This is a genomic window from Bacillus sp. cl96, from assembly GCF_900100505.1.
GTDB lineage: Bacteria > Bacillota > Bacilli > Bacillales > Bacillaceae_G > Bacillus_A > Bacillus_A cereus.
Genome location: NZ_FNDM01000003.1, coordinates 1 through 13,946 on the forward strand (window position 1 = coordinate 1; position 13,946 = coordinate 13,946).

Here is a 13,946-nt window from a genome sequence, read left to right on the forward strand (position 1 = left end):
CCAGGAGGCGAAACGGGAACAGATAACGGGACCGGAGGAAATCCAGGAGGCGAAACGGGAACAGATAACGGTAAAGTTACTGAAAGTACAACGAATCAAGTTGTACATCAAAAAGCAGAAGTATTAACAAAAAATATATCTAGTGTATTAATAAAAGAAGCAGTAGATACAGTCGAAAGTTATCAAGGTTTAATGAGCCTTTACGAAATGTATTATGGGATTGATTTAAGAACGAAAGATGTAGGTCCTAAGTTAGAAGAGGGAAGTTTAGATGCAATTGCGACGGACCAATCTTTGTACTACGTATTAAATAAACAAAGCTTAATTGATTTAATTTCAAATCTTGTTTCATCAAGTATTACTACAGAAATAAAGCAAGATATGTCAGGTTTAAAACAAAAAATAAACTCTTATCAACAATCTATTACTAGTGCGGATCAAAATTCTATGCTACTAGCGGAGAAATTAAATGGAACGACGCAACAAGCAACTAGTATGAATGAAAATTTAGGAGAGTATTTAAAAGGTTTAGCGAAATGGCGTGAGAATAGCTTAAAACTAGTTGAAGAGCAGCAAGTATTAACAGCAAATCATGCTGGTGAGCAAACAGCTGTTTTATCGTTAGATTCTGGTATTAAATCATTAATGATGCAAAGTCAGTCATTGGTCGAAAGTTCGAAACATAGTTTAGCAACTTCAGACGATGTATATAAAACATTTGATCAAATCAATGGACAAGCAAAAGAAATTCAAGACAGCGGAACGACAATTGTTTCAAAAGCTGATTTATTATTAAACGACTTTACGAAGAAAATGGAAGATGATAAATCATTCTCCAAAAACTTTACGAAAATTTTAGCGAATAGTCGTATTGGAGATCGTCAAAATGAAATGCTATATGACTTTTTAGCTAGTCCAGTTCAAAAGCAAAATGATGGAGTAATTGTAGCAGGTAATGCTTTTACACCGTACTTAATTGTATTAACTTGTTTCATTGTTGCATTATTTACAGCATACGCAATTGCGAATCAAGAAAAGAAACGAATGCAATCAGATCATTTTGAAGAGAAATTCTCATTAATTGATATGAATGTACCAACTACAGTAGTAGCTTTCGGTATATCAATTGTGGAAGGGATTAGTATAGGTATCATTTCTGGGCGTCTTTTAAAGTTCGGTCAGGATCAAAGTTTACTATGGATTGCGTTCATCACATTTATTATGATGGCGTTTGTATTGGTCTCAACCTACTTATTACGACAAATAAAAATGGTAGGTATGTTTATACTATTAGTATTTTTAAGCATGTACCTATTTTTAACTGAGGCAGTTGGAAGTAAAGTAGATCAAATGTCCTCTGTCGGAAAGATACGTCAATTCTCACCGCTTCAGTATATAGAAAGTTTTCTAAATGATTTTATTAGTGGTAAAGATACTGGGAAAGTTATTTTTGTCGTATTGTTTGTAATTGCCATTATTGGATTGGTTAGTAATCTATTTGTATGGCATAAGAAATGGGAGGAAAAAGAAGTAAATGATCAAACAATGGAGCATAGTGGCTAAGTTATCATTTCTCTCTATCCTTTTACTGTTTGTCGCGCTACCGATAAGGAGCGCGGCTGACAGTTATCTTGGTGATGATGGGAAGATTAAGTTTAAAGTGGATCGACTTGAAGAAAGCGACCAAGAAAAAAATAAAAAGGAACATAAGGAAACAGAATTAGATAAAGCATCGATTGAGTTATTTAACAAAGATATAGAAGAAGAAATTGAGAAAAAGAAAAAGAAAGAACAAAAAGATATGGAAGCTTTGCGAGATTCTCTTTTTACAAAACAAAAAGAGAATAATAGTGTTAAAGATACGAAAAATAGTTTGTTTAGCAGTGAATACATTGTCAGAAAAAGTGCAGATGAAGTAGCGAGTAATGAAACAATGAATGAAGAGCCAATTAGTATAACAATAATATTATTATTTGGCGGCGGCATTCTATTTATTTGCATCGGTATTTATACGGTTCTTCGTAAAAGTTGGAGGTAAAGTGATGGCAATACAAACACATATCAATGTGACAGTAGATTTTAGTAAATGGAATGGAAATACATATGATTTGCGTATTCCGAATCATCAATCTATTAAATATTTATTAAAAAACTTATTAGATACGCTAAAGATTGATAATCATGAAGGTTCACATTTTGTAATTAAAGTGAAAAATAAGTCAATTGTTTTAACAGATAATGATCGTTTAATTGATCACCAAATAACAGATGGAGATATTTTGCAAGTTTTATAAAGAATATTTTTTACTTTTAGTTATTTGAAAATAAGTTATTACGGGTTATAAAGAAAAGGAGAAGAGGATAAACATGACGGAAAAAATAATTCAAATTGATGCAATGAACTATCAATTTCAAATAGAAAAAGAAAATTGGAAATTGGAGATGACCAAATCTCAAACACGTATAAAAGACTTCCGTCAATTCGATATAATTACGGGCGAATCATCTGAATTTGTACCATTAACAATAGAAGAAACGGATGATATGTTTACGTTTCTATATCAAGTAGATAAAAAATTATATAAGTGGGACGATCTTAGCCGTTTTGGAAGAAATGAGAAATTAAGACTACTTCGGAATGTTGCGCAGTTTCGTAAATATTTAAATAAACGAATCACGTTCTTTTTACATCCAGACAATATAGTTTTTAATGCTAATTTAATACCAAGTATTATACATAGAGGAATTCGAGATATTGTTCCGCCAACCCCATTATTAGAAGAGCAATTTTTAAGACAATATAAGTGTCTAATTATTGCTTTATTCTCCCAAAAACATAACTTTGATGATTTGTATGCTGGGTTACTAAAAGATGCAAAAGAAACAACATTTGAACAGACCGTTGCTCAAATGGAAAGCTTAGATGCATTACTGCAGTTTCTTGATGACAGCTTTGAGAAGGAACAAACAAAAACAGAAAAAAATATGCAGTTAGTACCTAAAAAAAGCTATAAATCATTTAAATACTTAGCTTTTTCCTTCATAGCGGCGACAGTTATTTTAGCTGCTCCTTTAATATATTTCACTTTTATAAAATTTCCTTATCAAAATAAATTGTTAGAAGCAAATGCAAGTTTCATAGCAACTGATTATGACAAAGTCATTACGCAATTGAATGAAGAGGAGTTTGAATCATTACCGATTGCATCTAAATATGAGTTAGCATTTGCATATATTACAGCTGAAAAACTAGGTGAAGCTCAAAAGAAATCGATTATGAAAAACATTAGTTTGAAAAGTGATGAAAAGTATTTGCTGTATTGGATGTATAACGGAAAAGGTAATTTTGATAAATCATTAGATTTAGCTAAGACACTTGATGATCCTCAGCTTATTATGTACGGCCTTGTTAAACAAATTGAATCACTGAAAAATAATCCAGATTTATCAGGGGAAGAACGTGATCAAAAGTTAAAAACATATGAGCAACAATTAGATGAATATAAAAAGAAATATGGCAATTCATCAAACGATAAAAATTTGTCGGACACAGAGAAAAAAGAGTAAGCACTTGATGAGACAGTTGAAAAGGAGCAGTGAACACGGATGGAGCAACTATTAGTATTGACTTATGGAGACAAAATATATAAGTGCACATTACATCCAAATGAGCAATCAATAGTGTCGATTGGAAAAGAGTGGACAAACGATATTACGAATCCAAGTTTAGAACAAGAAGTAGAGTTAAAGTGGAATAATGAAGTAAATGCTTGGATGGTACAGGATCAATTAATAGAATTCAATAAGGAAATTGAGATTGGGAAAACAAGAGATGTGAGCTTGAAAATCTTTATATCTATTGTTGGCACAACTAAAGTGTTTGATATCGGAACGAAACATTCTCTTACAGTGAGTCAAAACGATTACGATGATATTTCTATTACCGGGACTAGTGTAGATTTAATGCTATCTCGCGAAACGTTGTACGATTCTTTTAAAGTGAACGTGTATGGCGGGGATGTATTTCATAATTATACGAAGTTAAAAGATAGCGTTATGTTGGAATCAGGAGACGTATTATATTTTGATGGTATTTTATTGGAGATTGGTAGTGAAGACATTCAAGTACTTTCTTCAGAAGATAAAGTGAAATCTGAGTTACCTATTTTAGTAGAATCAGAAACGAATTATCAAAGTGGTTATCCAGACTATCATCGTTCACCACGTATTATTTACCGTGAACCAGAAGAGAAAATGACAATTGCAAAGCCTTCAAGTATGCCATCAAAACCAACGGAGCATTTAGCAAGAATCATTGCACCTTCACTTGTCATGATTGTCGTAACTGTATTACTTGCTATTTTCATGAAATATGGAATGTTTATTATCGCATCGATTGCGATGACATTAGTAACAATCATTGTTTCTGTCACATCGTATATAAAAAATTTAAAGCAATATAAAGTCGATATTGTTGAACGAGATAAAAGCTATAGAGAGTATATAAAACAAAAAACGAAAGATTTACATGCAGAAAGTGAAAAACAGCGTCACGCATTACATTATCACAATCCAAATGTAGAAGTAATACGTAATATGGCAGTTCAAGTAAATCCTCGAATTTATGAAAAAACAATGTTACATCATGATTTCTTAACATTTAGCGTTGGAACAGGACAAGCTAATACGAGTTTTGAAATTCAATTTAATGAAGAAGAATTTAGTCAAACGAAAGATGAATTAATTGATATAGCACGTGAACTAAGACAGCGTTATCTATCGTTGGAAGATGTACCAGTTGTAACAGATTTAATGAATGGACCAGTCGGTTATATTGGTCAACGCTCTTTAGTGTTAGAGCAATTACAATTATTAGTTGCACAAACGGCTTTATTCCATAGTTATTATGACTTGCAGTTTATTACTATTTTTCCGGAAGAAGAAAAAGAAAAATGGGATTGGATGCGCTGGTTACCTCATGGAAGTGTTCGCGATATAAATGTACGTGGATTTGTATACCATGATCGTAGCCGTGATCAAGTGTTAAATAGTTTGTATCAAATATTGAAAGAACGAAAATTAAAACTAGATGAAAAAAGTTCTACTAATGAAAAAATGTACTTTGCACCGCACTATGTCGTTCTCATTACAGATGAAAAACTAATATTAGACCATGTTGTTATGGAATTCTTTAATGATGATCCGAGTCAATTAGGTGTATCACTTGTATTTGTACAAGATGTTATGCAAAGTTTACCGGAGCATGTGAAAACGGTAATAGATATAAGAGATGCAAAACAAGGGAACATCATCTTAGAGCAAGGAGAACTTGTTAACCGTCAATTTAAACTAAATCATGTGCCAAAAGGATTCAATTTAGAAGATATTTCACGGGCATTAGCACCATTAAATCATTTGCAAAACTTAAAAAATAGTATTCCAGAAAGCGTAACATTTTTAGAAATGTACGGCGTTGAAAAAGTAAAAGAACTGAATATCACAAGTCGTTGGGAGAAAAATGCAGCGCATAAATCTTTAGCTGTACCACTTGGATTACGTGGGAAAGAAGATATCGTAAACTTAAACTTACACGAAAAAGCACACGGACCACACGGATTAATAGCAGGTACAACAGGTTCAGGTAAATCGGAAATTATACAATCGTATATATTATCTCTAGCAGTCAATTTCCACCCGTACGAAGTAGCCTTTTTACTAATTGACTATAAAGGCGGCGGAATGGCGAATTTATTCAAAAACTTACCGCATTTATTAGGAACAATTACGAACTTAGATGGAGCGCAAAGTATGAGAGCGCTCGCATCAATTAAAGCTGAATTACAGAAAAGACAACGATTATTTGGTGAAAATGATGTAAACCATATTAATCAGTATCAAAAACTGTATAAAGAAGGCTTAGTAAGTGAGCCGATGCCGCATCTATTTTTAATTAGTGATGAATTCGCGGAATTGAAGTCAGAACAACCAGAATTTATGAAAGAGTTAGTTTCAACAGCGCGTATCGGTCGTTCACTCGGAATCCATTTAATATTAGCTACGCAAAAACCGAGTGGTGTTGTAGATGATCAAATTTGGAGTAACTCGAAATTCAAACTAGCACTAAAAGTGCAAAATACGTCAGATAGTAATGAAATTTTAAAAACACCGGATGCTGCTGAAATTACATTACCAGGACGTGCTTACTTACAAGTTGGGAATAATGAAATTTATGAACTATTCCAATCAGCTTGGAGCGGAGCAGACTATGTAGAAAATAAAGAGGATAAAGAACATTTAGATGCAACAATCTATGCAATAAATGATCTAGGACAATATGAAATATTAAGTGAAGACTTAAGTGGACTTGGTAGCAGTAAAGAAGTAATAAGCGTACCATCTGAACTGGATGCTGTTATTGACTACATTCACGATTACGCAGAAATAAATGAAATTGAAGCGTTAGCAAGACCGTGGTTACCACCACTTCCAGAAAGCGTATATTTACAAGACTTACATGCTATTCAGTTCAAAGAAGCATGGACGAAAGAAAAGAAACCATTACAAGCAACAATTGGTCTACTAGATCAGCCTGAATTACAATCACAAACACCATTAACATTAGATATTAGTAAAGACGGACACGTAGCGGTCTTCTCAAGCCCAGGCTACGGAAAATCAACATTCTTACAATCAGTCATTATGGATGTAGCTCGCCAGCATAGTCCGGAGCATTTGCATGTGTATTTATTAGACTTCGGAACGAACGGTTTAATGCCATTAAAATCATTACCGCATGTGGCAGACATCATTACATTAGATCAAGTTGAAAAATGCGAGAAATTTCTTCGTCGCATAGAAGACCTATTAAAAGATAGAAAGCAATTGCTAAGTAAATATGGCGTTGCGAGTCTTGAACTGTATGAGAGAGCTAGTAAAGAAGTATTACCAACAATATTAATTACGTTAGATAACTATGATGCTGTTAGAGAAGCTGGATTTGTCGAAGACTTTGAACGCATTGTTGCACAAATTGTACGTGAAGGGGCAGCGGTAGGAATTCATTTAATGCTTACGGCTACACGTCAAAATGCATTGAGAGTACAAGTAAATACAAATATTAAACTACAAATTGCTCTATATATGATAGATGAGGCAGAATCTAGAGCTATTGTAGGAAGAACAGACTTAAAAATTGAAGAATTAGCAGGCCGTGGTTTAGTTAAAATTGACGAACCAACAATCTTCCAAACAGCTTTACCGACAAATGGAGAAGATGTCCTTACTCGAATTGAAAATATACAAGCTGAAGGAAAAGAGATGGATTCCTTCTGGGATGGAGAAAGACCGAAAGCAATTCCTATGGTACCTGAAGTTCTGGAATACAAGGAATTCATTGCATGGCCAGAAACAAGAAAAATTATTGAAGCAGGCAAACTAGCATTTGGTGTAGAGACAGAAAACGTTACGCCTCTCGAATTAGATTTAACGGAAGCGTCTAATATTGTTGTAGGGGGAATTAAGAAAGATGAAGTTGAAAATGTAGTTCATCAATTCCTTCAACAGTTAGCAGATAGTGGACACTTTGATCTAGGTTTAATTGATACAAGAACACGCAATTTCTCAAACTATAGAGAGAGCGCTGCTTTATATGTAGCTGAAAAAACAGGAATTGAGAAAACGATTAAACAAGTTACAAATGCTTATAAATCGAGAGAAGCAGCGTTTAAAGAAGAGCAGGAAGCATCAAGTGAAACAGTGAACCCGGCAGAATTTATTAAGAAATTTAAGCCGATTGTAATCGTAATTGCAGATGTAAATGATATTTTAAGTAATTTAGAAGATAGCGATATATATAGTTTGGCGGAATTAATAACAAATGGTGCATTTATGGGCATCCACTTCGTAATTGGCTGTGATGTTGATTCAATTGACAGTCGATACGACTTAGTTTCAAAAACAATAAAAACGCAATCTCATGTTATTTTACTTAGAAAATCATCAGGCCAAATGGTCTTCGATGTATCTAATAAAGATTTAAGTAGTACAAAATTAAATCCATTTGAAGGGTATTTTGTTGAAAATCGTTTTGCTACTAGAATTAAAGTGCCAACTATTTAAGGGGGGATTTGCATGGGGATAGAGGAATTAAATAGTCAAAAATCGGGTTTATTAAGTAGTATAAGTCATCAACAAGGGCAATTGGCTGAATTACAAATGAAACTACGAAGGCTAATAACTGCTAAGGGGAAATTTGTAAATAATCTTGAAGCAATTAAACAAAATCAAGAGCAGTTTAAGTCTTTAGAAATAAACGAGAGTAGTTGGAAAGGGCAAAGAGCAACTACTTTTAAAGAAACATATGAACAACAAGTCATTTCGAATTTAGGGAAGTTTATCGGAGAACTAGGGAGAGTGCAAGAAGACATCGATCAAGCTATACGGCGGCTTGAAAGAGAAATCGCTACATGTGAGTCTAGTATTCTTTCTCTAAGTAGAAGTGTTTCAATGGTTGACGCTAGTATTCAAGTAGAAGTACAGAAGGCGGGGAAATGATAAATGGGGGAAATTAAATTAAATAAAGGGGTATTTGATGCGAAAGTAAGTGATTTGAAAAGTGGTGCTAGTGATTTAGGTAAGACTAAATTTAATGGTATGCAGTTACATCGTACGAATTTAAGTAAACTGAAAAAATATTGTGAAGCGATTGAAAAGTTATCAAAAAAAGTGCAGCAATATGAACAAATACTACAAAAGGATATTAGTAGAATTCAGCAAACAGGACAAGAAATGGTTCAGCAAGATGAAAAGCTTGGAAAAGATTTGAAAGACAGTTCAGCTCACCGTGCTATGTAAAGGGATAGGAGGGGGAAAATATGAGCAAAATCATAGAGTTACAAGAAGTAAAAGAACTGCAAGAGCGGTTTAATTCAAGTGCTGAAGAGTTAAATCAACATTTGGAAACATTGCAGCAAAAAATAGAGGACTTTACACAAATTAACTCTTTTCAAGGGAAAGCTGCTGATACTATTAAGAATCATTTATCTACAGTTCATGGAGCTGTTATCACTGGATTTACAGTTACAACGGAAATGTTAAAAAGTCAATTTCAAAAAGCAATAGAGGAGTTTAACAATGAGGTTGACAGTGATGCAGATGCAAAAATTCATGGAAGTTATTTGGATGATGTAAAGAAAAAAGTTAATGGATATAGTGAGGGATTTAGCCACTCTAATGAAGAGGCGAAAAAAACAGTAGGTACGATTAGTGACATCGTCGCAATTCAATATCCATCATCATCAAGCATCACTGAAGGCGCTGTAAAAAGCCAAAAAGAAATCAGTGATACATTAGAAAAATTAGAAACTTATAATAGTAAGCAAAGTGACCTGCAAGAGTTTGATGAATTAATGCGTAAGATAGATGAGGGAATGAAACAAATAAAAGTGAATAATGGGAATTTGTCTATCGCTTCAATAGGGAAGTTATTAGCTGACACATCAATTGGAAATATCATTAAGGGATTGGCAGATGGCATGACTAAGTTTGATATTGGGAACAAGGGAGCTAAGGCTACTTTAAATGCCTACATACGTATGCATTATGTTACAAAGAAATTGGGTTTGGAAGTCCTTTTTGATCCTAAAGGCCGAAAAGGTAAAGGGGCATATACATTATCGACTCTTAAGAAAGAAGATATGGTTTTAGCAGAAAGAATACTTAAAATGGATAATAAAGATGACGTTTTATTCAAATATTTAAAGGATAAATTAGAATTTAAATTCGAGGGTTTGAAAACAACAAAGGAACAAATAAAAAAGGCACGCAGAAATATTTATAAATTACCAGAGTTTCAAAATTACGCAGATTTTCGGATGGATCGGGTGAACCAAGGATTGCCTACCGCGATTGGGAAAAAAGGACTGAGTTCATTTAAAGCCGCTTGGGCAGACGGCTTAAAGGATATTAACCCTATGAAATGGAAAGAATCGTTTAAAGGCCTGGGTAAAGCAGGGGGGATATTGAAAGGAGCAGGTATTTTTGGAGCGGTTGTGTCAGTTGGAGGTAATGTTGTAGACGCTAAGCAAGGTGTAGATGATAGAAAAGATGGTTGGCAGTTAAAAGATGTAGTAGATATAGCAACAGATTCAGCTGTAGATATTGGAGCAAATGCTGGAGCGATGGCAGCTGGTGCTGTAGCAGGATCGTTTTTCCTTCCGCCGCTTGGTACTGTGGTTGGGGCTGGTGTTGCAGTGGTTGCTACGGCGGGACTGAATTACAAATGGAAAGCACTTGGTGGTAAGGACAATATCATTGATATTACTAAAAAAGGAATTAAAAATGTAACTGGAAAGGTAACAGAAAAACTTAAAACTGTATTTTGGTAATTAGACTACACGAGAGGTGCATATAGGATGATGTGGAATATAAAAGAGGAAGAATTAGATAAATTTAGAATGACATGTAGACAACGTTTAAGCCCTGAAAGTGCTGTGGGATTTATGCTTGGAACAATATTTTATATTTCGATATTTATGTTTGTTATTCTTGTAGGAGGTTTGGATTACTATAACAATTTTTTTGATAGAACAATTGTTAAGACCGAAATTGTGTTATTTAGTATTCAAATTATATTTTTAATTATATTTCTATTTCCGAAAGCGTGTTTTAAACTTCAAAAATTACAAACACTAGTCATATTACTTTATGCGTTTCAACTCGGAACAATATTATTTGCAGTTTCGATTGTTTCTGAAATGGCTGATAATTCAAATGGTAGGATATATACAGGGCTATTATTTTTAGGGGCAGTTATTGTTCATATTGTGTCAACGATTGATACATTTAAACAGGCAAGTGAAGGAGCGTTTAGTAGCGATGAAAGGTCCAGTTCGTTTTTTACTAAAACAAAAGGAAATGTGATAAAGGGAGCTACAATATACGTATTAATACTTCTTATTTTGTTGTGTTTTCAACATGATTATACGATTGATTTTTTAGTTATGTATGTGGTAGGTACTGTTTTAATGTATACGATAGCCATCGGTGCAGCTGAATTTCAGCTATTAGCGTATTGCAGATTTAAATTCCCTTCATTTAACATATCGTGGGAGCAACATAAAAGAGAGTCTCCAAGATATCAAAAGAAAAATAAAAAAGGTAAATCAAAACGTAAGGCGTAAAGGAAATGAGTATAGTAGATTTAAATGTTCGTCATTTACTATAATGTGGAAGGAATATGAAGGAGAGCGTAAGTGACATTTGAAGAAACATAAAAAATATAGCCAAGAGAAAGTATAGTAAAAGGAGTAGTTATTATGAAAATTCAATATAAAGCATTATCACTTTTAAATTTAATTAGTATTACTCAAATTGTAAAAAAAGAAGATTGGTTATTACCTGCTATCGCACTGAGAAATCAAGTTGTTCATAATGGAATATATGCAGTAGGTCCCGTTCTTTTTAAATATCAGCCATTGGAAAATGAACCAGAGTACGGTGAATATACGTATTCTGTTCCAGTAAATGAGCGTGTTAAATTAGGAGAGAATTCTGCATATGAATACGTTGATGGATTAATTATTGAAGAGGCATTAAGTGTTCGATTTACTGATGAAGATGGTGATATTGAGGAGGCTTATAATTTAATACATGAGTTTGCAGAACAGCATCATATTAAATTAGATAACGGTTTTTATCACGTATGTTTAGACGTATACGGTGACATGTGGCTAGATATTTATGCTCCTATTATAGAAGTAGGTGAAACAATAAAATGATAATTGAAGGACAAAGTATTGCATATACAAATGTTGTTTCGAAAGAGTACTATTTTCATTACGAAGATATGGAAGAAGCAATTGAACATTTTATGTCAGAAATTGCAACAGCGAATTTAACAGTAAAAGGTCCGATGTTTTATGCTTTGAAAAATATACCATCTGATGAAAATATGTACGTTGAATTATTCATGCCAGTAAATGAAGATAAAATTCCAACATCAGAAACACTTCAATTTAGGAGCTATTATTATGTTGATGAGATGCTCATGAAACGATATACGGGAGATTATGAAAAATTAACAGAGCAGGTATATGGTGAAATGCTTCAGTATATGGAGGATAATAACCTGAATTTAGCCTCGCCAATTTATCATGTGTTTAGCGGTGATGAGTCTTTACAGTATGTTGAAGTGAAGATTGCTGTATTTAATGAAGAATAATATTTTAAGCTTGTGACTTTTAACATATGGAAACATCATGAAATATCATAAAAGAGATAGTTTTGAATAGGGTTTGGGGAAATAACATAAATAAAACCTTCTCTTCTCGTTAGAATGAGGAGGTTTTTTTATTCTAAAATCTATATGCAATTGATTGAATAGTTCGACATGAGATTTTTCAGTTGGGTCAATCTGTATGGGGAGTAGTTACGTTCTGCAGTTCGCTTTGTTCTTATTTTGAAAGGGAAAATTTATTCGAAAGTCAATTTGGAAAGAGGGAAAGGTGTTATTTTGGATAAAAATCGGAATATTTCGGAAACAGAGAAAAGTTTTTTTGAAAGGACAATAGTATCTATCTATAAAGCGTTAGAATTTATAGTGAAATATACAATGATTCTAATAATAATAATGTCAATATTTGTGATAATTGCTGCTGTTTATTTTAAAATATATGAGGGTATAGGGGCAGGTGTATTTCTTTTAATCTCGTCATTATTTGCATATGTGGTGTTTTTTAAGAAAAGTAAAAATGCCTAAATTAATAGTGAAAATAAAATTAAAAAGATTAACTATAATACGTTATTTCAAGAGGGAAAGTTTTGAATATGGCATGAATGTATAACAGCAAGAAAACCTTCTCTTTTCATTAAAATGAGAAGGTTTTTATATTTAATCTACATGATTTAAATGAATGTAGTTAAAGGTGGGACACTTGAATGCGGAATGTAAAAGAAGATTCAGATAAATTCTAGATGATATGTAAACATCGTTGGAGTCCTGAGGATGCTTTAGGATTTATGATAGAAACAATAAGGGAACGTAATGAAACTAAAAATGCCTAGAGTAACTGGTGACAGTATGAAGTTAAAGAGGAAAGCGAAGCAAGATTATGTGAATTCCCAATTTTTATATGGGCTGTCTTGGAAGGTTCTACAACACAAGTAAGCAAAGGGAAGACTTTCCTTATTATCGTTTTCTTTCTCTTAATTGCAATAGGGTTATCTATGATAGGAAACAAATAAGGGGGAGTGCAGATGTTTAAGAAGAAGGAGAAAAAAAACATTTACGTTAGATTGGTAAACACACAAGGGGAAAACATTCGAGAGTTTAATTGTACAGAAAAAGACTTGCGAAAAGTAAAAGAAAATGGTACTGAAATTCGTTTGGTTGGAGATAACTCATATGAGATGGTAGCAACCGATGAACAATTACAAAAACTAGCAAGAGCTGAAGCAGAAATCGAAGCGGAAATTAAGGCATGGGAAGATGCTTTAAATGAGAGTTTGGATGAACGCGAAGAAAGAGAAGCGAGACAGAAAGAATTGAAAGAAAAGAATAAATGGAGTACAAAGAAGAAAGTAATCGTATTTGGACTGATATTTTTTGTATTTATTGGATTACCTATTATCGAAGGGTATCAAAATAGTAAATTAGTTGAAGAAGGTACATCATTAAATGCAGAAATTGTAGGTAGGCATGTAGAGAAGGAATTCATGTTTACACACCCCACATTAGTAGTTGAGGTAGATGGTAAAAAGCATAATGTATGGGTAAGTGAAGAGACATATAACGGAGCAGAGTGGTTAGGTAGACTAAAAGTCATCAAAACAAAAGATGGTAAAGTTGAGAAAGACCCTAGATATGAGGGGAAAGACTTAATTACGAGTTATTAAGCAGTATGTTTTTAGTATTCGCTTCTCTCAAATTAAATAACATTATTATTTGC

General features: G+C 33.3%; 12 protein-coding genes and 1 pseudogene. All 13 read left to right on the forward strand.

The window, feature by feature from the left end; all coding sequences use genetic code 11:
• Nucleotides 1–1,563: pseudogene (locus tag BLT20_RS07615) on the forward strand (type VII secretion protein EsaA); the annotation flags it as partial.
• Nucleotides 1,535–2,038 (forward strand): type VII secretion protein EssA, encoded by a 504-nt coding sequence (essA, locus tag BLT20_RS07620; RefSeq protein WP_000595656.1) that lies wholly within the window; start codon nt 1,535–1,537, stop codon nt 2,036–2,038. The pseudogene BLT20_RS07615 and the gene essA, both read left to right, overlap by 29 nt.
• Nucleotides 2,039–2,042: 4 nt before the next feature.
• Complete coding sequence (locus tag BLT20_RS07625; RefSeq protein ID WP_001007571.1) at nt 2,043–2,294, forward strand: EsaB/YukD family protein; 252 nt, start codon at nt 2,043–2,045, stop codon at nt 2,292–2,294.
• 73 nt (nt 2,295–2,367) lie between these two features.
• The gene (gene essB, locus BLT20_RS07630) at nt 2,368–3,567 is read left to right on the forward strand and encodes a type VII secretion protein EssB (protein WP_000136610.1); all 1,200 of its coding nucleotides are present in this window, start codon (nt 2,368–2,370) and stop codon (nt 3,565–3,567) included.
• A gap of 39 nt (nt 3,568–3,606) precedes the next feature.
• Complete coding sequence (gene essC, locus BLT20_RS07635) at nt 3,607–8,118, forward strand: type VII secretion protein EssC (protein ID WP_000436744.1); 4,512 nt, start codon at nt 3,607–3,609, stop codon at nt 8,116–8,118.
• 12 nt (nt 8,119–8,130) lie between these two features.
• The gene (locus BLT20_RS07640; RefSeq protein ID WP_000510565.1) at nt 8,131–8,553 is read left to right on the forward strand and encodes a YwqH-like family protein; all 423 of its coding nucleotides are present in this window, start codon (nt 8,131–8,133) and stop codon (nt 8,551–8,553) included.
• 3 nt (nt 8,554–8,556) lie between these two features.
• Nucleotides 8,557–8,853 (forward strand): TIGR04197 family type VII secretion effector, encoded by a 297-nt coding sequence (locus tag BLT20_RS07645; protein ID WP_000503886.1) that lies wholly within the window; start codon nt 8,557–8,559, stop codon nt 8,851–8,853.
• Between the two features lie 20 nt (nt 8,854–8,873).
• Nucleotides 8,874–10,385: a T7SS effector LXG polymorphic toxin gene (locus BLT20_RS07650; protein WP_000034620.1), complete on the forward strand. Its 1,512-nt coding sequence runs from the start codon at nt 8,874–8,876 to the stop codon at nt 10,383–10,385.
• 30 nt (nt 10,386–10,415) lie between these two features.
• Nucleotides 10,416–11,180, forward strand: coding sequence for a hypothetical protein (locus BLT20_RS07655; protein ID WP_025921922.1), 765 nt, complete (start codon nt 10,416–10,418; stop codon nt 11,178–11,180).
• A gap of 135 nt (nt 11,181–11,315) precedes the next feature.
• The gene (locus tag BLT20_RS07660; protein WP_000701784.1) at nt 11,316–11,777 is read left to right on the forward strand and encodes a DUF5085 family protein; all 462 of its coding nucleotides are present in this window, start codon (nt 11,316–11,318) and stop codon (nt 11,775–11,777) included.
• Entirely contained in the window at nt 11,774–12,220 is a 447-nt protein-coding gene (locus BLT20_RS07665; protein WP_000582718.1) for a DUF5085 family protein, read from the forward strand. The genes BLT20_RS07660 and BLT20_RS07665 overlap by 4 nt, the downstream gene beginning before the upstream one ends.
• A 291-nt stretch (nt 12,221–12,511) precedes the next feature.
• On the forward strand, nt 12,512–12,757 hold the full coding sequence (locus BLT20_RS30770) for a hypothetical protein (protein WP_025921923.1): 246 nt from the start codon (nt 12,512–12,514) through the stop codon (nt 12,755–12,757).
• Between the two features lie 497 nt (nt 12,758–13,254).
• A complete protein-coding gene (locus tag BLT20_RS07675) occupies nt 13,255–13,893 on the forward strand; it encodes a hypothetical protein (protein WP_000473573.1) in 639 nt (212 codons plus the stop codon).
• Nucleotides 13,894–13,946 lie beyond the last annotated feature (53 nt).